At 37.6% G+C, this 24,007-nt stretch carries 18 protein-coding genes and 1 riboswitch; of the genes, 7 read left to right on the top strand and 11 right to left on the bottom strand.

All coding sequences use genetic code 11. From position 1 onward, the window contains the following. Window position 1: 1 nt before the first annotated feature. The 5 genes from yihI to H4J70_RS09305 form a co-directional block, all read right to left on the bottom strand. Window positions 2–589 (bottom strand): Der GTPase-activating protein YihI, encoded by a 588-nt coding sequence (yihI, locus tag H4J70_RS09325; RefSeq protein WP_182244370.1) that lies wholly within the window; start codon window positions 587–589, stop codon window positions 2–4. A 773-nt stretch (window positions 590–1,362) separates the two neighbouring features. Continuing rightward, entirely contained in the window at window positions 1,363–1,887 is a 525-nt protein-coding gene (locus H4J70_RS09320) for a VOC family protein (RefSeq protein WP_070375174.1), read from the bottom strand. 126 nt (window positions 1,888–2,013) lie between these two features. Continuing rightward, complete coding sequence (locus H4J70_RS09315; RefSeq protein ID WP_182250986.1) at window positions 2,014–3,831, bottom strand: M61 family metallopeptidase; 1,818 nt, start codon at window positions 3,829–3,831, stop codon at window positions 2,014–2,016. Between the two features lie 124 nt (window positions 3,832–3,955). Continuing rightward, window positions 3,956–4,816, bottom strand: a complete 861-nt coding sequence (gene purU, locus H4J70_RS09310; protein WP_182230585.1) for a formyltetrahydrofolate deformylase — start codon at window positions 4,814–4,816, stop codon at window positions 3,956–3,958. A 112-nt stretch (window positions 4,817–4,928) separates the two neighbouring features. Continuing rightward, the gene (locus tag H4J70_RS09305; protein ID WP_182221454.1) at window positions 4,929–5,183 is read right to left on the bottom strand and encodes a VF530 family DNA-binding protein; all 255 of its coding nucleotides are present in this window, start codon (window positions 5,181–5,183) and stop codon (window positions 4,929–4,931) included. Between the two features lie 162 nt (window positions 5,184–5,345). Here H4J70_RS09305 and H4J70_RS09300 point away from each other — a divergent pair, with 162 nt between their 5' ends. Further along, window positions 5,346–7,226, top strand: a complete 1,881-nt coding sequence (locus H4J70_RS09300; RefSeq protein ID WP_182221455.1) for a methyl-accepting chemotaxis protein — start codon at window positions 5,346–5,348, stop codon at window positions 7,224–7,226. Between the two features lie 97 nt (window positions 7,227–7,323). Here H4J70_RS09300 and H4J70_RS09295 read toward each other — a convergent pair whose 3' ends face one another. Continuing rightward, window positions 7,324–8,052: a glutathione peroxidase gene (locus H4J70_RS09295; RefSeq protein ID WP_070375171.1), complete on the bottom strand. Its 729-nt coding sequence runs from the start codon at window positions 8,050–8,052 to the stop codon at window positions 7,324–7,326. 154 nt (window positions 8,053–8,206) lie between these two features. Next, the gene (locus H4J70_RS09290) at window positions 8,207–11,416 is read right to left on the bottom strand and encodes an ATP-binding protein (RefSeq protein ID WP_182250985.1); all 3,210 of its coding nucleotides are present in this window, start codon (window positions 11,414–11,416) and stop codon (window positions 8,207–8,209) included. A gap of 354 nt (window positions 11,417–11,770) precedes the next feature. Here H4J70_RS09290 and hutG point away from each other — a divergent pair, with 354 nt between their 5' ends. Further along, window positions 11,771–12,562: an N-formylglutamate deformylase gene (hutG, locus tag H4J70_RS09285; protein WP_182250984.1), complete on the top strand. Its 792-nt coding sequence runs from the start codon at window positions 11,771–11,773 to the stop codon at window positions 12,560–12,562. Window positions 12,563–12,692: 130 nt separating this feature from the next. Further along, window positions 12,693–14,054 (top strand): formimidoylglutamate deiminase, encoded by a 1,362-nt coding sequence (locus H4J70_RS09280; protein WP_182250983.1) that lies wholly within the window; start codon window positions 12,693–12,695, stop codon window positions 14,052–14,054. Window positions 14,055–14,140: 86 nt separating this feature from the next. Here the strand turns inward: H4J70_RS09280 and H4J70_RS09275 are convergent, their stop codons facing one another. Continuing rightward, complete coding sequence (locus tag H4J70_RS09275; protein ID WP_182250982.1) at window positions 14,141–14,497, bottom strand: hypothetical protein; 357 nt, start codon at window positions 14,495–14,497, stop codon at window positions 14,141–14,143. A gap of 134 nt (window positions 14,498–14,631) precedes the next feature. Between H4J70_RS09275 and ccoG the strand changes: the two genes are divergently transcribed. The 3 genes from ccoG to H4J70_RS09260 are packed head-to-tail and all read left to right on the top strand — an operon-like array spanning window position 14,632 to window position 17,716. Further along, window positions 14,632–16,065 (top strand): cytochrome c oxidase accessory protein CcoG, encoded by a 1,434-nt coding sequence (ccoG, locus tag H4J70_RS09270; protein ID WP_182250981.1) that lies wholly within the window; start codon window positions 14,632–14,634, stop codon window positions 16,063–16,065. Further along, window positions 16,065–17,042: a serine/threonine protein kinase gene (locus tag H4J70_RS09265; RefSeq protein ID WP_182242048.1), complete on the top strand. Its 978-nt coding sequence runs from the start codon at window positions 16,065–16,067 to the stop codon at window positions 17,040–17,042. The genes ccoG and H4J70_RS09265 overlap by 1 nt, the downstream gene beginning before the upstream one ends. 41 nt (window positions 17,043–17,083) lie before the next feature. Further along, window positions 17,084–17,716, top strand: coding sequence for a thiol:disulfide interchange protein DsbA/DsbL (locus H4J70_RS09260; protein ID WP_182250980.1), 633 nt, complete (start codon window positions 17,084–17,086; stop codon window positions 17,714–17,716). 30 nt (window positions 17,717–17,746) lie between these two features. On the opposite strand, the gene H4J70_RS09255 is transcribed toward H4J70_RS09260, so the two are convergent. Genes H4J70_RS09255 through H4J70_RS09245 form a run of 3 tightly spaced genes read right to left on the bottom strand, consistent with a single transcriptional unit; the run spans window position 17,747 to window position 21,228 of the window. Continuing rightward, entirely contained in the window at window positions 17,747–18,415 is a 669-nt protein-coding gene (locus tag H4J70_RS09255; protein WP_182250979.1) for a TVP38/TMEM64 family protein, read from the bottom strand. A gap of 11 nt (window positions 18,416–18,426) precedes the next feature. Next, a complete protein-coding gene (locus tag H4J70_RS09250) occupies window positions 18,427–20,532 on the bottom strand; it encodes an SHOCT domain-containing protein (RefSeq protein ID WP_182250978.1) in 2,106 nt (701 codons plus the stop codon). Between the two features lie 45 nt (window positions 20,533–20,577). Further along, window positions 20,578–21,228 carry a single-stranded DNA-binding protein gene (locus H4J70_RS09245; protein ID WP_182218189.1) on the bottom strand — a complete coding sequence of 217 codons (651 nt, stop codon included), beginning with the start codon at window positions 21,226–21,228 and terminating at the stop codon, window positions 20,578–20,580. A gap of 119 nt (window positions 21,229–21,347) precedes the next feature. Next, window positions 21,348–21,466, top strand: a riboswitch (TPP riboswitch). Window positions 21,467–21,556: 90 nt separating this feature from the next. Between H4J70_RS09245 and H4J70_RS09240 the strand changes: the two genes are divergently transcribed. Beyond that, window positions 21,557–23,680 carry a TonB-dependent receptor gene (locus H4J70_RS09240; protein ID WP_182250977.1) on the top strand — a complete coding sequence of 708 codons (2,124 nt, stop codon included), beginning with the start codon at window positions 21,557–21,559 and terminating at the stop codon, window positions 23,678–23,680. The last annotated feature ends 327 nt before the right edge of the window (window positions 23,681–24,007 follow it).

The following is a 24,007-nucleotide window of genomic DNA, read 5'->3' as shown; positions in this document are numbered from 1 at the left end:
CTTATTCGAATTTTGACAGGTCACTGTTGTCAAATTTATCCCAAAGATCATCACCAGATTTTGCTTTGCTTGTCGTTTCAGGTGATTCGTCGTCGTCATCTTCATCTTCTATGCCGAGTATCTCACGTAGCTGTTGATGACGTTCCATTTTTTCATTGAAATAATCAACATCTTCGTTACTTAGCGAAATATCTTCATCTTGCTGGGCAAGGATACTTTGCAAGCGGCTATCTTCTTCAATAGCGAAGAGTTCTTGTTGCAATGAGGTATCAGCTTCAACAACACGAATAGCAGCAATTGGAGAGTTATCTGCTTTTACTTTGTTTTTGGCTTTAAAAGGTTGCACCGCCGCTGTTACCGGTCCGCCAAGATCTATTGGTTTTTTACTACCAATGCGCGGATCTTTCTTTTCTGTAGGTAAGTGAGATTCTTTACCTGCATCAAAAGCTTCTTTTTGTCGGTTGCCGGCTTGCTTTCCTGTTTTCTTCTTTGGTTTTCTATCAACAGGAACTAGGGCTTTTTTCTTATCATCTTTTACTGCGCCGATAGGACCATTGCCTTGTTTTCTAGATTTTTTGGTACGAGACATAAAATAATTTCGTTTTTAAATTCAATGGTTCTATTTTACGTTATATTGTAGGAAACAGCGATAGTGTTTTTCATGATTAATTTTCAGACATAAAAAAACGATGAACAAGTCATCGTTTTCATCAAACTTTAAGTGGTTATCCTAACCTATTAGCAATTCCGTTTATAAGCTTTAACGTATTATTATTTTTTATGTTGCGTTAAATACTCGGTTCATTTTTTATCGGTCATCCTGACACTTTATTGGGTTGTCCTTATCGGTCTATTGACCTAAATATTAACAATCATCCTGATATTAACTTAATCATCCGTATTCTTTAAAAGTAACCTCTCATAAGAGAAGGTTAAGGCTTTCCGTGCAATTCAATCCATTTTGTTATTTGGCTACAAAGTAGCTGGACAATACTTTACCTTAGTTTATAAATGTCGCAAGTTATAAATATACATTTATTTACAATTCATTGAGTGTGAAAGGTTAACTTATTGTTTTTAAAGTCTATTGATTTATTTAAAAGTTAATGAATGGTAAAAACATGTTTTCTCTATGGTTAATGTCTTACATAAATAATCACAAATAGAGTACATTGTTACGCTCGCTTTATATACGAAACCCTTCGTTTTATGTACTAATGTCCTATTTCGTTCAGTTAATGAGAGAAATTTGTTGTGATTTTTAGGTTATACCATGTGCGCAATAAACTAAGCTAAATAGAAATAATAGCTTAGTTTTATTTATTGGATATTGTTTGACCATTAACGAGGGGCAAAATAGTTTTATTCGTGTAACCAGGCCGCGTGTTTTGGTGCAACTTTAGTAACAGCCCACTCTTCAATCATTAAAGGAGCAACCCTTTTTAATTCTTTCATTTGTTCAACTGTACCGGTATTCGCTGCTAATTCTAAGCGGTGACCACTCGGGTCAAAGAAATAAATTGATTTAAATACACCATGATGAACTGGGCCTAATACATCAACACCTTTACTTTGTAACTCTTCTTTTGCGGCGACAAGTGCATCAACATCTTCAACTTCTAATGCGATGTGCTGTACCCATGTTGGTGTGTTTTCATCTCGGCCCATGGTTGGAGAATTAGGAATTTCAAAAAAGGCTAAAACATTACCCATGCCCGCGTCTAAAAATATGTGCATATAAGGGTCTGGTGCCTTAGTCGACGGTACCTCATTTTCAGCAATGGCTACCGTTAGCTCCATGTTCAAATGTTCTTTGTACCAATCAACAGTAACTTTTGCATCAGTACAACGATAAGCGACGTGGTGAATTCGTTTCATTTTGATCATTTTAAACCCTTAATATTCTAGTTTTGAAAGCAACAAGGTTATTTTTGCACAAAGTAACTTTTGTTACTAGTTTGTGGGTTTTTAATTACACTAGCGTTTTACTTTTTTGTGGCAAAAAATTTACAGTTAATTTTTACAGCGCCATTTTTTGCTAAGCGTGCTGTCTACTTCTGTAATAGCGATGGCCGCCAGTGGTGAATCAATAAAAACAATGTGACCGGTCATTAATTGATCGTCACGAAAATAGTGGCAGGTTAGCTCAGTATTTTCTGGGAAATGATCAGCCAGTTGCTGCAACGATTTTTCAGTCACTTTGATATTATTTACGGCAAGTAAGATATCGTTAACTGCCAAGCCGGCTTCAGCTGCAGGAGAGTTTTCAATAACCTGAGTAATTTTCACGCCTAAAGGTAACGCGCTATATTGTGCACCGATATAAGGAGAATAGGCGTTATTGTCAGTAGTCTCTAAGCTATTAAATTTTTTGAACTTTTGAGCGGTAAAAGCAATACCTACTTGCTTAAGTAACGGGGCTAATTCAATACGTTGAGTATTGTTAAGTAAGGCTTGAAAAGCTACTGTAATATCGTCATTACAGAGAATATTGGCAATGTTTATAAAGTCTTCCTCACAGGTACCAATATTTGTTCTACCAAAATGTATCCATAATTCGCGCATTAATGTGTCTAAGCTGTAGACACCTGCTGACTTTTCTCTAATGGTTAAATCTAGCCAGAGTGCAATTAAAGCGCCCTTAGTATAATAACTAACAATATTATTTACGCCATCTGGTCCTTGTTGATAAAACTTGGTCCAAGTATCAAAGCTGGAGTCGCTGACACTTTGTTTTAGTTCCCCTTTACCCCGGTATACTCGGGTAGCTGTCTTAGATAATTGCAGTAAATAGTCTTCAAAACTGATCAATCCACTGCGAAACAATGAAAAATCATCATAATAAGACGTGATGCCTTCATAGGCCCACAATTGTCTCGTGTGAACTTCGTGCTGTAAGTTGTAAGGAATAAATTCTTTCGGTTTAATGCGGCATACATTCCAAGCGTGAAAGTATTCATGTGAACATAAGCTGAGAAAAGTTTGATAATTTTCAGACGTTTCATCAGGTCTATTAGGGTTGGGTAAATCAAAGCGACTGGCTTGTAAAATTGTCGAGTTTTTATGTTCAAGCCCACCAAAACCGCTGCCTAACAAATGGGTAATAAACCAGTATTCTTTAAAAGGAACCTCACCAAATAAGTTAATATGATGCTGGCAAAGCTTAGCTACATCTCGTTTTAGGCGCTCCCGATCACCAAAATGTTGGCTAGTAAAGACTAAGTGATGGGTAACACCTTCGACAACAAATTCAAAAGCATCAAAGTGACCAATGGCAACAGGACAATCGATAAGTTCTTGATAGTCTCTAGCAATATAATCACCTAATTGATATTTATCAGTGCCTGTAGCGCGTGTTAAGCCCGTGGCAACTCGCCAACTATTTAACTGTGGCGATGATTTAGTCGTTAATTCTTGTGGTAATGCAATCGTCAACTGACAGCGTTCATCTGGCAATTCTTGCACTTGTAAAAAAGTTGAACTGCCATTAAAAAAGCCACGTTCACTGTCTAAGTAAGCGGTGCGTACCGATAAATCAAAAGCGAATACTTGATAACATATTGAGGTATTGACACTTGTTGCGGTAAATTTCCAAGTTTGTTTGTCGGTTTTATTCAGCGCAATTGTCTCAGTATTTTGAGCTGCTGTTGGGTCACTATTATAAGCGCTAATTTCCGTAATATTTTTTGCGAAGTCACGGATCATATAGCTACCCGGTAACCAAGCGGGTAGCGATAAATGGTAAGTTTCATCCACTTGTGTGGCAAAAGAAAGCGTAACCAAAAATAAATGGCTGTTTAGATTTTTAGGCGTTATTTGGTAGTGGATCATCGGAAAAGACAACTAATTAAGACAAAAGGTTATGGCTTAATGTAGCAGAAATAGTGAATGAAAACAGTAAAGCACCCAGCGTATTGGGGGCTTTACTCGTTATGTTTACCTTATAAATTAACCGCTAAAGTAAAATAACTGTTTTGCCCTGATTCAAACAGACACGTTGCTCGGCATGCATTCTAACCGCATGAGACAATGCTGTTGCTTCAATGTCGTGACCACTATGAACCATCTGCTCTATCGTCAGGCTATGGTTAATGGCTTTTACTTCTTGCACAATAATAGGTCCTTCATCTAAGTCACTCGTAATATAGTGGGCGGTTGCGCCAATCACTTTCACACCACGTTGGTGGGCTTGATGGTAAGGTTTTGCGCCTTTAAAGCTGGGTAAAAAAGAATGATGAATATTAATCGCTCGACCTTGCCATTGTTGACAAAAATCATCAGACAAAATTTGCATATAACGCGCAAGCACTAATAAGTCTGTTTTGTAATTTATTAATAAGGCTTGTAGTTCACTTTCTTGTTGCGCTTTTGTCGAAGAAGAAATAGGTAAGTGATGAAAAGGAATTTTATGCCAATCAACTAAAGCTTGGCAGTCCAGATGGTTTGAAACCACAGCAGCAACATTAATAGGTAAAACACCGGCTTTAACTTTAGTTAATAACGACACCAAGCAATGGTCATCTTTAGATACCGCGATAACGACATTTGGAAAATCATCACGTTCTCTTAATTGAAAGTTCATCGCAAGCGGTTGGGCTAATTCGGCTATGGCTTGACGGAATTGTGCAATTGAAACGGTTAAGTTTCTGTCATCAAATGCGATACGCGAGAAAAAAATAGAGGTATACGGGTCGCTGTACTGTGAGGTTTCAGTAATAAAAGCGCCGTGTTGATAAAGGCTCTGAGAAACTTTTGCTAATACTCCTGAAGTATCAGGGCATTGCCAAGTTAAAATATAGTGATTAATGGGTTTCATACCTGACTCCAAAAAATAATGAATATGGAGTCAGTGTGACAGGTTTTTAATCAAGCAATTAGTTTATTGCGCTATAAGCTAAAATTTTTATCAATATGAGTAGCTTGTGAGATTATTGACCGCTATTTTTTTCATCATTTGCTTGATGCACTTTATGATAATTCTTGATAAAAAGTGCTTCAACTTTTTCACGTGCCCAAGGTGTTTTACGTAAAAACTTTAAGGTTGAATTGATACTAGGATCTTCAGTGAAGCATTTAATTTTTATTTGTTGACTAAGCGCAGGGTAACCAAAATATTCAACAAGTTCGGTAACAAGTGCTTTTAAGGTAATGCCGTGTAATGGGTTGAAAGGTTGATTGTCCATAAGAGTAATTAGCGATACTATCAATAAAAATATAGCGTTATTTTATCAGATTAATTTTGAAGTTGCTTTCAAAAGATTAAATGCAAGGGGAAGTTGGATCTAGATATTTCCAGTGCTATGGTAATGCCATGAAGTTAGCTAATAAAGTAAGAGAGATCATCAGTGATTAAATTAAAATTTTCCCATAAAATTATTATGGTGACTACGGTATTATTACTAATAGCCTTGTCGGTATCTACATCAATTAATTATATATTCTTAAAAGATCACACCCAAAAAAATCTTAACAATGCCATCGATGAAATAGGCCGTTCAGTTTCTGGAAATATTGCTAACTGGTTAACGAATCGTCTACAAATAATCGATGCAGTGGCGCTTAATATTACTGACATTAATAGTCATGAAGAAATTTTTCATGCGGTTCAGCAAGCAGTAAAAGCCGGCAAGATGAAAAATACCTTTGTTGGACTAGCCAGTACCGGCGAATTTATTCTTGATGATTTAACGATACAACTCCCAGAAGGTTTTGATATTCGTCAGCGCCCTTGGTATTTGCTTGCAAAAGAAGGACGTAAGTCTTCTTTTACTGAAACTTATATAGATGCCACGACGGATCAAAAAGTATTGACTGCTGTAGCGCCTATTTTGAAAAATGGACAATTTGTTGGTGCAGCAGGAGGTGATATTTTTCTAGATGAGATTTCATCGATTCTAAATGAAATTGATTTTCTTGATTTAGGCTATGCCTATTTAATGACTTCAAAAGGGAAGATTCTCAGTCATCCTGATGTGAAATATGTCGATAAAGATGTGAGTGAATTATTAGGTCAAACACCGCCATTTTCGAGTGACTTAAATGAGATTAATAATAACACCATAGTTTCATTTATCCCCATTAAAGGCATTGACTCGGTTAACTGGTATGTAGGTGTGGTACTTGACAGCGAAAAAGCTTACCAACCCATGGTGAATTCGAGAAACATTGCCATTATTGTGGTTATAGCTAGCTTACTTGCAACGATTATTCTTATGCATTTATTGTTTAGCTATTTGATGAAACCTATTCATACCTTAAACCTTGCCATAAAAGGTATTTCTCGTGGCGACGGTGATTTAACCCAACGTTTATCGGTTGAGAGCCACGATGAGTTTGGTGAACTATCAGAAAACTTTAATGATTTTATAGAAACTATGCATCATTCGATGCGACGAGTTAAAGAGTCAGCGGCAAATTTACAACAGCAGATTGGCCAAGTTCGACAAAGCTCACAAGTCGGTATTGATATGGCCGATCAACAGCTTAATCGTGGTGAAAGTGTATCGACAGCGGTAACCGAGTTAAATAACTCTTCACAAGAAATTTCGACTAACGCACTAACGGCTTCTAACTTAACATCAGGCATGCAAGCGCAGTCAAATGAAGGGCTGGTGGCACTCAATGAAAATATTCAGTCAATTGAACATTTGTCGAAAATAATGACGCAGTCAAGCGGCGAAATCGAAAAATTAAGCAGTGAAACTAAAAATATAGTCAGCATTTTAGATGTTATTAAAGGGGTTAGTTCACAAACTAATTTACTCGCGTTAAATGCCGCTATTGAAGCGGCACGAGCAGGGGAGCAGGGTCGAGGTTTTGCTGTGGTAGCTGATGAAGTTAGACAGTTAGCACAACGCACTCAAGAAGCGGCACTTGAAATCGAAACCATGATTGATAACTTAGAAACAGGCACCGACGCGGTGGTTATTTCTATGGACGAAAGTCAAAAAAATAGTACCAGTAGTGTGCAAAAAGCCAAAGTAGCCGATGAAAAAATGCAATTAATTATTCATATGTTACAACAGGTTGATAATGAAAATCATGCAGTAACTGAAGCGACTCAACAACAAGTTAATGTGATCAGATCAATTGATGAAGATATATTAAATTTGATGGATTTAAATCAGCAAGGCGTACAAAATTTACAGCAAACGCAGCAAGCTTGTGACAGTTTACAACAAGAATTCACCGGCTTAAATGATATAGTGGGTAAGTTTAAAGTTTAACGAGCAAGTGTAAAAAAAAGCTAGATAACGTGAGTTATCTAGCTTTTTTTTATTGTATCGCCAACAATAAGTGTTGAGTGCTGGCTAATAATAAAGTTTAACCAAAGTAAGCGGCTAAATCTTCACTACCACCAATGTTTTTACCATCAATAAATACTTGTGGTACGGTATCTGAGTTAGTAATAGCACGGAACATTGAAGTATTTACGTCGCTACCAACGATCAATTCTTCAAACTTTAAACCTTGGCTTGTTAATAATGCTTTAGCCTTTTTACAAAATGGACAATCCGGCTTACTAAAAATTGTAATTTCTTGAGATTGTACAGCTTCAGGATTAATGTAATTGAGCATGGTATCGGCGTCAGATACTTCAAATGGGTCGCCAGGTAAATCAGGTTCAATGAACATTTTTTCTATAACGCCATTTTTTACTAGCATTGAATAGCGCCAGCTACGCTTACCAAAACCAATTTCTTTTTTATCAACTAATAAACCCATCGCTTGAGTAAAGTCACCATTGCCATCAGGAATGAAACTAATGTTGGCTGCGTCTTTGTCTTGTGCCCAAGCATTCATTACAAAGGTATCGTTAACAGAAATACAAACAATTTCATCAACACCATTAGCGTTAAATTTTTTCGCTAGTTCATTGTATCTTGGTAAATGTGAAGATGAACAAGTCGGTGTAAATGCGCCTGGTAATGAAAATACAATGACGGTTTTATTAGCAAAAATTTCATCACTGTTTCGACTTGCCCAACCATCGGCAGTAATAATAGGGAAAGTAGTGTTTGGAACTTGCTGTGTTTCTTTATTGGTAAACATAGTCACTCGCTTTGATTGATTTGAATCGATTAAGTGGCACTAGTATGGGTGAATAACTTGATTTAATAAAGTGATAAAAACAATTCACAATGATTGATTAAAGCGATTGATAATAAAAAATTAATCTAGATTGATGATGAAAGAATCACATGACTTATGACAATAGCCAACGTTTAATTTCTTCGGTCATTATATCTAGTTGTAAATAAAGGTGGCTAGCAGATGCTTTTATATCTTTACTATTTTCAGCCCTGGCTTGCTGGCTAACCTCATTGAGCGTTTTAGCTATTTCAGGATGGGAAAAATACCGTGTACTGCCTTTTAGCTTGTGAGCAAGTGCTTGTATATATTTATGATCAAAATTCTCGGTGGCGCTTAGCCACTGCTTTTTTTCTTTTTGCCATGAAGCGATAAAAAGTCGACCAACATTTTTACTCAGTTCGATGTCGTGCTCATTATTTTTCAGCAGCATGTCTAAATCAAAAAGGCTGAAATTTTGTTTAGTTAAGTCGTTTTTCTGTTGTTTCTTTAATAACTGTCGATAAGCATTGTTGAGCTTGTTGGTTATTTCTTCCTGTGGGCAAGGTTTAGCCATATAGTCATTGAAACCTGCAGCAATACACCTTTCTGCCGCGCCACTCAAAGCATCTGCGGTTACAGCAATTAACCAAAGCGGTCGGCTTTGCTCGCTTGCTGTTAACGTTTGAGCGAGTTCAAAACCATCAACATTTGGCATATGACAATCAGATATAATAATGTCATAAGCCTGTTTTTCATGTAAATCTAAAGCTTCTTGGCCGTCGTAAGCAATATCGGCTTTAATATTTAGACGCGCAAGTTGCGCACAGAGCACTTTAACGTTTACTAGGTTATCTTCGGCAATAAGAATACGTAGATCTTGAAAACGGTTATCGTCAGCGGCATTAATTAAACGCGTATTACTGCGACGGTTATCGGTGGAACTTTCTAAAGTTGACTGTTTTAGCTTTAAGCTAAAATGGAAAGAACTCCCTTGGTTTAGCGTTGAATCAATCTTAATTTCGCTGCCCATCGCTGATATTATTTCTTGGCAAATACTTAATCCTAAACCCGTACCACCATATTTTCGCGTAATGTCGTCATCGGCTTGAATGAAGGGAGTAAATAAGAACGTTTGTTTTTCCGCCGCTATGCCCATGCCGGTGTCTTTTACTTCAAAATAAAGTGTGTCGTAGGTATTTTTATTGATAACCTCACTGCTAGCAACCGTAACAATTAAATCGATTTGCCCTTTATCGGTGAACTTAATCGCGTTACTAAGCAAATTATTAAGCACTTGAGTGAAGCGTGTCGGGTCGGTTAAATAGCAGTGGCTTATTTTATTGTCTATGTGTAAGTTAATTTCTAATGGTTTGTGGTGTTCAATGTGATTGAAGCCACTAATAATATTTTTACAAAGTAAATTAAAATTTACTGGCACCGACTCTAAAGTCAGTTTGCCGGCGTCCATCTTTGAAAAGTCGAGCACATCATTGAGCAAAGCGAGTAAGTTGGTTGCCGAGCCTTGTAATGTTTCAAGTAAATCATTCTGCTCTTTATTTAAAGGTGTGAAAGCAAGGGCTTCTGCCATACCTAATACACCGTTCATCGGTGTTCTAATTTCATGACTCATCCGCGCAAGAAAAGTTATTTTCGCTTGAGCTGATTTTTCAGCTTCTATTTTTGCAGACTCAGCAATTGATAATGCATGTTCAATTTTTAGTTGGGCAAGTTTTCTGACCCTAAGCTGTCGATAATAAATCCAAAAAATAATCAGCCCAAAAAGCATAATAGCGACAAACAAATAACTGACATTTCGATAAGCATTAGCAATTTGTTTATCAGCATTATTTTCATGGAAAGCCGTTTGACTCCATTTTGCATAAAGTCTTTCGTAATCTGTGGCAGAAAGACTTTTAATGGTGCGATTAAGTAAGCTAATAATAATATCGTTACCGGGGTTACTCGCGAAAAAAAACTGAGCATTATCATTAAAGTTTATTAATGGTTGGCTAGTGAGATTTGAGAGTTGATTTTCTTTAACCAAATAAGAAGAAATCAGAGAGCCACCAATAAAGACATCAGATTCACCCAAAGATACTGAAGTAATGGCCGCATTCATCGAGTCAAAGTAATTAAGGTGTGCAAAAGGAAGTTTTTCTATTAATAATTGGGTGGCATTAAAATTATTAACCACAGCAACTTTTTTGTCACCTATGCCACTTAAACCATCTATTATCGTGTCATTATGGCGATAAACCATACTATAACTGGCTTGCAAATAAGGCTCAGAAAAAATAAGCTTTTTCTCTCGGTCTTTATTGCGCTCAACCAACGGCAGTACATTAATTTTTTGCTGTGCTAAAGACGAAAAAATTTGCTCAATATTTTTTACATAAACAGGTTTATAGATAATACCGGTTCGCTCAGTTGAAAGCGTAAATAAATCAATGGTGAAGCCGCGCTCGGTAATGTGATTAAAGTTTTTAGTAATAATGTAGGGCGGAAAACCTCCAGACACCACCGGAAAGGAAAGTTGATTATGGTCAATAATAAAATCTTTTTCAGCAACAGATAAATTTGTAAAATAGGCGCCAAAAGTTAACGAGATATTTCCTTCATTTAAGGCAATGTATTTGTTATTCCATAACTCGGCTTGTTGTCGACTCACTGAGCGAATGCCATCGTTAATTTTATGCATCAAGCTTCTATTGTTTTTATTCACGGCAAAGCGAAAGTAAACTTCTGGTGCTTCATCTTCAGTAATATGAAAATCACCACTGAGCTTATATTCTTTTAACTTTTCATTAAGTAACCAGGGTTTTGTTGCATATAAGGCATCATACTTTTGATAATCGCCAAGCAGCTTATCAATATCTTGATAATAATAACGTTCAATATGGCGACTAAGAAAATTTAAAGTTGACTGATCGTCAGAGTAGATACCTATTTGCAGACCATTACTTTTATTACTTTGAATGCGACGAAACACTTTCTGTTTGAATTTAGCATAGGGAATACTAAAAACTAAGTCTGTTTGATCTTGCTGGTAACGAGTAACGGCGACTACATCAATACTCTTATTAGCAAGCGATTGATAAGCCTTTTCTGTTGGCATGTAGCTAAACGATACTTCACGTTGATTATCTATTGCCCAAATTTGCCAATACTCTTTAAGAAAGTTAACCAGCAGTTGAAACTTCTCTCCAGAAGCTGCATTGATTGATGGTCTATCAGGTAAAGCTATTCGAAGGGGCGCTTTATTGTGGGATAGTTGCTCTGCATAGACACTAAAAGTGACTAACAAAATACTGCACAATAATGTGCGCTTAAGCCAAGTAGACATGGACCATAACATATTCTTTATATCGCTTATAATGTCATCATCCATGGTTTAAAACTTAAGTTTTTATTTAAGTTTATCTATGAAGGCAGAAGTGAAGTATTAATAAATACACTTTATGCTATAAGTAGCAAACCAGCAAATTTTAATAAATAAGTGATTGATTTAATATAATGAAAATCAGATGTTTTTTAGGTAATACGACTTACTGCTACCCGGGTGCTTATTAAATAAACCTTAGCGGCCAACAAGTAAAGCAACTAAAAAGATCAGCATCACAACGCAATAAATTTGCTTGCTACAGTAACAGCATGATAAATTACCCCTAAAGTTGTATATACAATTAAAAGGTTGAAGATGTCTAACACTTACACGTTAATAAAAGGTCGAATTCCATTGCTTATCAGCATGCCGCATAACGGTGAGGCTTTACCTGAATACATTGCCAATAAAATGACTGAACAAGGCAGGAAAGTGGCTGATACTGATTGGCATAAAGACAAGCTTTACGCGTTTGCTCAAGCGCTTGGTGCGTATATTATCATGCCCAAATATAGCCGCTATGTCATTGACCTAAATCGAGATCCAGCAGGTGTTGATTTATACCCTGGTGCCAACAGTACTGAATTGTGTCCGACGACTTCATTTGACCTTGCGCCACTTTATCTTGAAGGACAAGCACCAGAAAAAGATGAAATATTACATCGAGTAACCACGTATTGGCAGCCTTATCATCAAGCATTAAAAAGCACTCTAGCTGACATGCAGAATGAATTTGGTAAAGCCGTTTTACTTGAGGCTCATTCTATTTTGTCGACCGTGCCGAGATTTTTTGAAGGCCAATTACCCGATTTTAATTTTGGTACAGCTGATGGTAAAAGCTGCGCGCCTGAATTAATCACCGCACTACAAAAACTTGATTACTCACCTTATAGCATGATCACTAACGGGCGGTTTAAAGGCGGCTTTATTACCCGAGAGTATGGTCAACCGCAAAAAAATATTCATGCGGTACAGTTAGAGCTTTCACAACGTACTTACATGAGTGAGCCCAGTCCAGAATACAATGAAGCGTTGGCAAGTGAGGTTATTCCTAAGCTTAAACAGTTAGTAGAAACCTTGATTAAGTTTTCACAACAAAAAACCTAGTGTAGGTGTGCTCGTATGAATGAGTCGCGATAACGCTTTTATTAAGCCGTAGTCATTAGTCAGTGGTGAATAGGTAAACGCAGTAAATGTAGATTGGGTTTTACAACAAAAATTAGCAAAGGTATTTTCGATGAAGTTATTTGCAGAACGTATTTTATTAAGCAGCGGTTGGCACACGCAGCAAACATTAACCATAGAAAATGGTGTGATCACCGCAATAGCATCAGGGCATATTGACGGCGCTGAGCAAGTAGGGGTTGTTATTCCTGGTATGGTTAATTGCCACTCCCATGCTTTTCAACGTGCCTTTGCGGGTTTCAGTGAACAAGGTAGTGAAGGGCAAGACAGTTTTTGGACATGGCGAAGCATCATGTACAAATTTATCGATCAACTGACGGTAAACGATGCCGAAATAATTGCCCGACAGCTTTATATTGAAATGCTTAAAATGGGTTATACCCGTGTTGCAGAATTTCATTATTTACATCATGAAATTAATGGTGAAAACCATGATGAACTTGCTGCCATGGCAAAAGCCATTTTTAAGGCCAGTCAGCAATCGGGAATTGGTTTAACATTATTACCGGTACTTTATCGTTTCAGCGGCTTTGGTCCTTTACCGGCAAATGACGGCCAAAAGCGTTTTATTAATTCAATAGAACAATTCAATCAACTGGTCAGTGACTGCTTTACCCTAAGTGCTCATTATCAAAATACTAATGTTGGCATTGCGCCTCACTCATTAAGAGCTGTTGACAAAACGTCGTTAGAGCAAGCGGTAAAACATGTTCGTAGTTTAGATAATAAAGCGCCAGTGCATATTCATATCGCTGAGCAGCAAAAAGAAGTCAATGATTGTTTAGCGCATTATGGTCAACGTCCGGTGGAATGGTTATTAAACAATGTCGCATTAGACCCGCAATGGTGTTTAATTCATGCAACACATATCAATGAACAAGAACGCCAAGGAATTATTGCCAGTAAAGCGATCGCAGGAATTTGCCCAACCACTGAAGCAAATCTAGGTGACGGTATTTTCCCCACCAGTGAATTTTTAGCAGAGAATGGCACCTTAGCGATTGGCTCTGACAGTCATATTTCAGTGAATCCTATCGAAGAGTTACGCTGGTTAGAATACGCACAACGCTTAATTAAGCAACAACGTGCTATTTTAGCAACAGAAAATCAACCTTCAGTGGGTCGTAATTTGTGGCAACAAGCAGCCTTAGGCGGCGCTCAAAGTACAAATAGCAATACCGGTGAGTTAGCGATAGGTAAACAAGCCGATTTACTGGTACTTAATGCCAAAAAAGTGGCTTTGTTTGCCCACCACGACCAACACTTATTAGACAGTATGATTTTTGCAAGTCAGCATAATATGATTAACGACGTTATGGTCAATGGCCACTGGGTGATTAACGGCGGTGTTCATCACCTAGAGCAAGAGTCTGAACAAGCATTCTCTAAGCTATTGGCCAGTCTTTCTGCTTAGCATTAAACTGTTATCGCGCATCTAAGTTTTAGAACTGCTCGATAACAGCTTTATATCTTTTATAGGTTATTAATTTTTTAATTTATCTATAACAAAGAACTATACTGAGCAATTGTTTTACAAACTTTCGCTTGGTTGTCTCGGTGCAAATGTGGGGATTGTTGTTTGGCATTACAAAAATCAGTAAAAAAAGCTTTTACCGACTTTCTATCACGGGTTATTTCTTTTAAAAATTGTTGTTCTTCAAGACTAAAATTAACAAGCTGACTCTTTAAGTCAGTATAAATTTTATCGGCCTTCAACCTTACTTTGGTATCTGTAGCTTCTGAAAAGGCATTAGAAATGACGTTTTTCTGTTCTGAAAACCACTCGTCTACTTCTGGTTGAGGATAAAAGTGTAAAAATAATGCCGCAGCGACGATTAAGATCAATAAATTTTTCATAATTCTTTATATAATTGAATGATTATATAAGAATAATCAATTTTGGGCTTATTCACTAATATTAATTGTTTTATAACGTATTCTTAGATAAATATCGTTATAATCTTGAGGCTCTCGTATATCAAGGATTTATCGTGAAATCAGAAGACAAGATCAAAAAAGCGCAGATACAAATTCCCGTTAAAAATATTAAAATACATCAACCCAATCAGGTAGAAACCTACCAGCCTCGTGATCAAATTTATGTGCGCAAAGTAAGTGGTATTTTCCAATTACTTAGGCAGCGGATGAACTTTTTTTTCTTAGCACTTTTTGCGGTACTGCCTTGGTTGCGATACAACGATCATCAAGCCATTTTATTTGATATTGCCGAACAACGCTTCACGCTCTTTGGACTAACCTTGTGGCCACAAGATTTAACCTTACTCGCTTGGCTCTGTATTCTTAGTGCTTTTTTACTGTTTTTTGTTACCACCTTTTTAGGGCGTGTTTGGTGTGGATATTTATGCCCACAAACTGTCTGGACCTTTATTTTTATCTGGTTTGAAGAAAAAATTGAAGGTACCGCTAATCAGCGTAAAAAACTGGACAGCCGCGAACTTGATTTTGACAAATTCTGGCGTAAAGCCTTAAAACATACTTGTTGGTTATTTTTCTCAATACTAACGGCACTAACGTTTGTCGGTTATTTTGCACCTGTTGATGAAGTGTTTATTGACTTTTTTACTTTTCAGGCCTCGTTTGCTTTAGCGGCGACTGTTTGGTTCTTTGCTTTTTGTACTTATGGTAATGCTGGCTGGATGCGTGAAATTATGTGTCTACATATGTGTCCTTATGCACGTTTCCAATCAGCGATGTTTGATAAAGATACCTTAACGGTTTCATATGATTTTAATCGCGGTGAAAGCCGTGGTGCACGCTCGCGTAAAATAGCACATGAATCATTAGAATTAGGCGACTGTATTGACTGCAACCTTTGTGTGCAGGTCTGTCCAACCGGTATAGATATTCGTAACGGCTTACAATATGAATGCATAAACTGTGGTGCATGTGTTGACGCATGTGACGGGGTTATGGACAAAATGAATTACCCGAAAGGGCTAATACGTTACACCACCGAGCATGAATTACAAGGTAAGAAAGTTCATTTTATTCGTTCAAAATTAGTAGGTTATGCCATCGTTCTGTTGGTAATGTGTAGCTTGTTAATTTTAGAGATTGTCAATCGCGCTCCGGTCACTATGGACATTATTCGCGACAGAAATGAACTGGCCAAAGAAAAATTTAACGGTGATATAGAAAATGTGTACACCTTAAAAATCTTAAATAAATCGCAAACTGATAACGTTTATCGCTTGTCTGTTAAGGGTATTGAAAACACTAAGTGGCATGGCGAGCAAGAAGTCATGGTAAAAGCCGCTGCTGTGTATACGTTACCGATGAGTCTGTCTGTAGACCCCTATGAATTAAAAGGTTACATGACCGATATTTCATTTGTTATTGAGTTGGTTTCAGAGGAAGATGATGTTTCTCTTGAACATGAAAGCAGGTTTTTTAATAAACGCTAATGTCTGTATTTGATTTTACTACCCTATCACCCGACTTGATCTTAGATGGCCTAGAAAGTACTGGCCTCTTTGTTGACAGCGGCTTACTGGCTTTAAATAGTTATGAAAACCGTGTTTATCAATTTCATGACGAAGATAAGAAAAAATACGTCACCAAGTTTTATCGACCGCAACGCTGGACCGAAGCTGAACTTAGAGAAGAGCATAGCTTTTCTTTTGAGTTAGCAAAACATGAATTACCCTTAGTTGCGCCGTTAAAAATTGGAGGTGAATCGCTTTTTTCTCATCAAGGTTTTCATTTTGCTATCTACCCTTGTCGGGGCGGACGTATTTTCGAAGTAGACAATTTAGATCAGCTTGAATGGATGGGACGATTTTTAGGGCGTATTCATGCCGTTGCGGCGACAAAACCTTTTAAACATCGCCCGACCTATAACAAGCAAGAGATGCTTTTTCAGGCCACTGATATTATAAAAGACTCTGGTTTTGTGCCAAACTACCTAAGCAAAGCTTTCTTTACTATTTTAGAACAAGTGGTTGATATTGCTGCGCAACAATATCAACCCAGCCATGAAATACGTTTACACGGCGATTGCCATGCTGGTAATATTTTATGGACAGACAAAGGTCCACATTTCGTCGATTTAGATGATTGTCGCATGGGGCCTGCTATTCAAGACCTATGGATGATGCTTTCAGGTGATCGCCAACAACGGTTATTACAACTTGATACTATGCTTTCGGGATACGAAGAATTTTATTCATTTGAACCCAAGCAACTTATTTTGATAGAATCATTACGTACCATGCGTGTTGTTAATTATATGGCTTGGTTATGTAAGCGCTGGCAAGACCCAGCGTTCCCGCATAACTTCCCATGGTTTAATACCGATAAGTATTGGGAACAGCAAATTTTAATGTTGAAAGAGCAAGTGTCTGCCCTTCAACAGCCACCATTAAGTTTATTACCTGCATAATTATTAATAGCGCAGGGCTATTGTTTGAGGAAAAACGTTAAATGAAAAAATTATTGAGTTTATTTGTGATGTTATTATTGCCATTAATGGCATCAGCAGCAAATTATCAAGAAGGTACGCATTACACAATCGTGAGCGAACAGGCCAGCAAAAAGCCTGAAGTACGTGAATTCTTTTCATTTTACTGTCCACATTGTTTCAAGTTTTCACCTTTCATGACTAGCGTTAAAAAGCAGTTACCAGCAGGGGTTAAATTTGAATTCAATCACGTTGATTTTTTACGCGGCGCTTCTCAAGTGATGCAGGAAACGTTAAGTAAAGCGGTAGTTGTTGCCGAGCAAATGGACATGGAAAGTAAGCTAATGGGCGCACTTTTTAATTATATTCATGTGCAGCGCGCAGTCTTTACTTCTGAAAAAGATATTCGTAATGTTTTTGTTTTGAATGGCGCTGATGGCGAAAAGTTTGACAAATTAATGAAAAGCTTTGGTGTAAATAGCCAAGTAAAACAAATGAAGAAAAAGCAAACCTACTACGCAAAAAGTGGTGGTTTAACTGGTGTGCCAGCCGTTATTGTTAATGGCCGCTACAAAATTGAAAATGCAGGTTTAGACAAAAACAACTTTGAAGCTGACTACAATAACTTAGTGAAGTACTTGTTAACACTCAACTAAATGACCGTTAGCAAGACAATAAAAAAGGAGCTAAACAGCTCCTTTTTTATTGCGTTTTTTTTCTTTTTTATACAATAAATAGCCAAAAATTAACGCAACAACCAGTAAAGATAAACTCAGTAATATTTGCTGTTCCTCACCAACTTTAATACCTGCGCCCAGTAATGAAAATATCAACATCTGTGGAATAAAGCCAACACAAGTGCCTGTAACATATGGTATAAACTTTACCTTAGCCATGCCTGCCAATATGTTGGTTAAAAAGTTTGAGCCCGCAGGTAACAAACGAATGACTAGGGCTTTGCTGAAGGTGTCCGTTGAGAAAAAAGCAGACAGCACCATTACTTTGTCGGGGTAAGCGTCAAGCACCCTTTGTCTAAAAAAGGTTTTTGCGATAAATAACGTTAGCATGCAACCGAGTGTTGCCGCTAAAGTGGCCAGCAGCGTCCCATAAACAATGCCAAAGATGTAACCACAAGAAAAGGCAGCGACTTGCCTGGGTAAACCTATACTGGTCAGTAATGCCAATAGGCTTAAAACCATTAACACCCCCAGATATCCTTGAGGAATAAACTGGTCAAGTAGTGGCTGTAGGTTGTTGTTTTTCAATACATCTAAAGAAAATAACACGCTAAAAAGAATGGTAATACTAATTAATGTGGTCATTAAAAAAAGTGTTTTAGTTTGTTTGCTCAGCATCTATATCCATATTAAACAATCATATCTGATAAAATTTTCGCTTTAGCTAAACTAAACTCTTCATCGGTTAAAAAACCCTGTTGTTTTAAATCAACAAGCTTGTCTAGCGCACTTATTAATTCCGAGTCATGAACAACGATGTCGTGCAATACCGCTGCGGTTTGCTTACTAGGTAGGGGTTCTTCTATTACTGAAGCATCAATGCTTTCAGGCTCGGCCTTTTTTTTCTTAAAAACTTTTTTTATCGTGCTCTTAGCGATGGCTACTTTCAGTGGTCGTGGTGTTGTTGCTTCTGGATTCAGATGGCTGGCAATAAACCAACTCCAATCAATTAATGACTCTAAAATATCAAAATATTTAGCTTTGGTTAGACGCTGGTTACCTTTTCTAAAATATAAGCATACAAGGTATGTTTTAGCGTTTTTATCGGTTAAATAAAGCAGGACTTGTCGAGTTTCATCATCAATAAGCTTATGGCGATGCGCTTGATTAAATGACAAGCGCAGTTTGTTCTCGCATTGCTCATTGTAACCATGGTCAATATCTTCATTAATAATACTGACGTTGTTATCGTTTACCCAAATTTCACTTTTAACTATATCGGCAGTAGCCAATTGACTGTCTATTTCTGACTGATGGCGCTTGTAAAACGATACGGTTGTTTGGCTAGTATCGAGTTCAAAGCGTGCAAACATACGTCTTAATTTTGCTTTTTGATTGACCGTTTTTAGCCGTACTCGATAAAGCACCACCGCAACCACTAATATAAACAGGGTAAGCAGTAGTTTGCCATAAGCGCTATTGTTGAGTGGCGACGATTGTTCATCACTTTTATTCTCTAACTGAATACTCTTACTATTGTCACTTTTTAACGGGATAGCCTTTACCGATAATAATTGTTTATTGGTTAAATCTAACAGTAAGGGTTCGCCGTTGTGATCAAAGAGTAATGACACTTTATTTTTTGGAGAAAGCTCATCACGACTAAACGACAAAATAGGTAATGCAGCGGCGCGACTTTGAGCCTCACTATTTACCATCGTGGTATTCAATTGGGCAAGTTGCCAATTTTTTGCATCGTTAATAAGATATAAGACACTTCCCACAGACGCTTCTAGGTTTCGCCCATAATAAGGGAAAATATTTCCATCAGTTCCTTGAGTAGATTTCAGCGGAAAAACAAGGTTGTTTTGGTAAGAGTCTCGCCAGTCAGCACCTTTATCAGCAACAACAACTTGGTGACCGCCATCGTAGTCATGTTCTACGAGTAATGCGCCATAATGTTTTTTTGACCACGAAAAAGAACTAATGCTTTGAGCGCCTAAAATAAAGATCTCATTGTTAACGTCGTTTGTTTTCATAAAAGGGTTACTACTTGGCACCCTATAATTTCTTAAGCCAAATTTCTCAGGATTAATGCGTAATACAACGCCAGAATATAAAGCGCCTTCGCTAGCGTTGGCTAAGCTAGTGTTACTGTCAGACAAAGCAATAAGCATTAAGCCATAATCATCGTGCCATACTTTATTATATGGATTAAAGGCTATTTTTTGTATTTGATGTGTGGCAGTTGGCACCGCAATTCTCAGCACTTCTCTGCGTTGCTGCACATCAATTTTAATTGCCGCTGTGTTGTCGTATTGCCATTGTGTTATCACAGCGTCAAATGGCAATGCAACGGGATCTTCTAACAGCGTTAATCGCGCAACATTATTGTTTATTTTAGCGGGCTCAATATGTGCAGTAAAAAAGCTTTGGAAGCCAGTTTTATCTGCTAACGAAAAACTGGGGTGAAACGTTAGCGCGGTTAATTCAACTTGTTTATCGGTAGTATGATTATTTAAAGGTAAGCTTGCTAAAAAAGTGAGCTTGGCATTATTAAGTAAAGACAATTCGCCAGCAGCGTCTGCAATTAAGTATTGCTGCTTATTCTCACTATTAACAGGTAATGCAATAACGGTTGTTTTATTGGTTGAACTTAGGCTAGGCAGCTGCGCTAAAACGTCGAGTCGAACTTCTTCAGCAATCGCTGTTAAGGGCGTTAATAGGCAGTAAAAAGCCAGCAACATTGGAAGTGCTCGCGTAGTTATTTTTTTTATATAATGAAAAACGTCCATATTTTGCCAACAATCCTAATTTTATAAAATTATAGGTAATCCGTTTTAATGTTTCAATAAAATGACTTGGTGTGAATCAATAAATTGCGATTTTTTACTATCATTGAGATAGCTTAATCTTCCGTCGACAACTAATTGGTCGCCTAGCTCGGCCTTATCTTTAATATAATGTGCTTGTTTGCCCCAGATATGTACCGAACGTTCGATAGAAATATTTTGGGTTTGCTGTGTTATAGGCGAATACACTAAATTATTAACGGTTAAGTTAAGCGCGACTAATTCTTTATTATTCTCGGTTAGTACTAAATTAATATCGCTGCTTATTTCACCACTCATATGCACTTGGTTTATTGACTGGGCGTAACCCTTTGCAAATGTTTGTGCATAAGTGGCGTGTAATATTTCACGGTTAGCTTTTTTACTATTAAGTAAATAGCCTTGCACTAAAATAACATCACCCTTTTGCGAGTGAATAAGTGAACGATCAACAATATCACCAATAACTTTAACCGTATGATAACTCGTCCATTCTTTAAACTGTTGGCTCGTTTTGTCAAACCATCGGCTATGGGTTGCTAATACCAACTCAGCTACAGCAAGGACCGGGTTTGCTTGATAACGAATATCAGGCTTAGCAACTAAATTTCCTAATAAGGTTACTGAACATAAATGATTTTGGCTTAGATGATTTGTCATGGCAATTTAATAAAAAAAACTATAGTGCTAATTTACTGAAAATCATCAGATTAAGCAAATACATGACATTAAATAACCATAATTTTTCTGTACTTTGATGATAAAATTGTTAGTATGCCGAACAAACCAAGGGGTGCAATAAAAAGCTGTTGTTAATAGGCTTTTGTATTGCTGAGAATTTTTACCCTTAATACCTGAAACGGATAATGCCGGCGTAGGAATGGTTAATATGTTGAATACTTATCGTAAACACTTTGTGTAAGTGCTTACTTACGGTGTATTTTCCTTATTGCTCTTTTTTGCTTGCATGCCATAAAAAGAGCCCAGTATGAATTTTATAAAATCTCCTATTTCAATTGCGGTAACTACGACTTTATTGACTTTTGCTAGCGTCACGCAGGCAAATGAATCAACTGATATTGAGCGTATAACCGTCACTTCCAGTTTTAATAAGCAATCTTTAGCGCAAGCCCCTACTAGTATTGCAATCATCGACCAACAAAAAATAGCTGAGCAGGGCATTCAACATTTTGAAGAAGTTATTAATGGTGTCGCCAACTTAAATTTCTCTGGTGGAACATCTCGTCCGAAATATTTACAAATTAGAGGCGTCGGTGAACGCTCTGAATACCGCGGTGCGCCAAACTCATCAGTGGGTTTCATTGTCGACGATATCGATTTGTCAGGCTTGGGCATGGCAGCTTCTATGTACGATATTCAACAAGTTGAAGTCTTAAGAGGTCCACAAGGTACACGTTTTGGTGCCAATGCACTCGCGGGTTTAATTTACATAAAATCAAAAGACGCAACAGAATTACCCGAGCATGGTTTTAAAGTAACGTTAGGCAATGACGACTTAATTAATGTTGCCGGTTATAGCTCTGGTGCTGTCACTGAAGACTTAAATTACCGCATATCATTAGAGCAACATCAACAAAACGGTTATCGCGACAATCTTTATCTAAATAGAGATGATACTAATGGCATTGACGAGTTTTCTGGAAAGTTCAAATTGCAATATACGGCAACAGAAGATTTAAGTGTTGATTTTACTTATATATTTGCGGATAACGATAATAGTTTCGATCCTTGGACATTAGATAACAACGGCTTTAATACGATCACGGACAACCCAGGTGTTGATAATCAAAAATCGCATGGCGGGGCACTAAAATTTAGTTTTGAAGGTTTGTCATTCGCAAAATTCGAAGCGATAAGCAGCTATACCACGACAGAGCATCAGCACGCTTATGATGGTGATTGGGCAAACGCAGATTATTGGGCAAGTAAAAGTTGTGATGGTGCGCCATGTGAATACAGTTACCTGTGGGACAAACGCGCCGATAGAGATGTATGGTCACAAGAGTTTCGATTATCATCAAATGACGCCTCAAGAATTTTTGACAATACAACTGCTTGGCTAGTGGGTACTTACATTAGCAAAATGAATGAAGATAACGACCTTGACTCTTTTTATAATGGTTGGGAAGACGAAATACTCGACTCTACATACTCAGCTAATAATTATGCAATTTTTACCCAGTTAGACAGTGTTCTTAGCTATGGCCATGAGTTATCAGTAGGTTTGCGCGTTGAAAAACGTTCAAGCGATTATAGCGATAGTGCTGGCGATGAGTTTGACCCGTCTGAAACCATGTGGGGCGGACACATCGCCTTAAGTAAGATCATTAACAATGAGCATTCTGCTTATGTTCGTGTCGCGCGTGGCTACAAAGCGGGTGGTTTTAATATGGACTTACCCGAGCAATTAATCCAATTTAAAGAATTTGATACCGAAGTCTTAGTCAATTATGAATTAGGTCTGCAATCGAATATGCTAAATAATACCTTAGTCAGTCGACTAGCCTTATTCTATATGGACAGACAAGATCAACAAGTTAATGCTTCTCAACAGAACCCTGATAAGCCACAGCAATTTACCATTTACACGGCAAATGCCACCAGTTCAAGCAGTTACGGTTTGGAACTTGAGTTAACATACCAAGTTAATAATAATTTAACGATCGACTCGACAGTGGGCTACCTAAACGCAACATATGATGTTTATGGCTATTCTGACAAGTACGGTACAAACATTGACATTTCAGGACGCGATTTAGCACACGCACCAAGCTATACCTTTAGCCTTGGCTCTACGTATCGAAGCGATAATGGCGTTGTTTTCAATGTGAACTGGTCAGGAAAAGATGAATTTTTATTCTCTGATAGCCATGACGAAAAAGCGTCAAGTTCAAACTTATTGAATGCGAAAGTTGCTTATGAACTCGCTGATTGGTCTATTTCACTTTGGGCTAGAAATATTACCGATGAAAAAATCGCAACACGCGGCTTCTTCTTCGGCAACGAACCTGATTTAGATTGGGTAGCCAAAAAATATCAACGCTTTGGCGCACCAAGACAAATTGGTGTAACGTTTGATTATAACTTTTAAGGTTAAGCACTCTTTAGCTAACACGCTATCATCCTGAAGTAGCATGCCGTCATGCTGAATTGATATGCCATAATGCTGAAGTAAAACGCCGTCATGTTGAAGTAACACGCCGTCATGCTGAACTAACACGTCGTCATGCTGAATTTATTTCAGTATCTGTATTAGTGGCTTAAAGTAATGAGATCCTGAAACAAGTTCAGGATGACGGGGTGGGTCAGGATAACGGGATTTTTAGCTTGGCAGAGCCGTTGTTAAAAACAGGCTTGCCGTTATGTTGAACTAACATGCCGTTATGTTGGACTAACATGCCGTTATGTTGAACTAACA

Origin of the sequence: Colwellia sp. BRX8-9, assembly GCF_014077245.1 — a bacterium.
Classification (GTDB): Bacteria; Pseudomonadota; Gammaproteobacteria; order Enterobacterales; family Alteromonadaceae; genus Colwellia_A.
The sequence above is the reverse complement of the archived record's forward strand: the minus strand, read 5'-3'. Positions and strand labels throughout refer to the sequence as shown.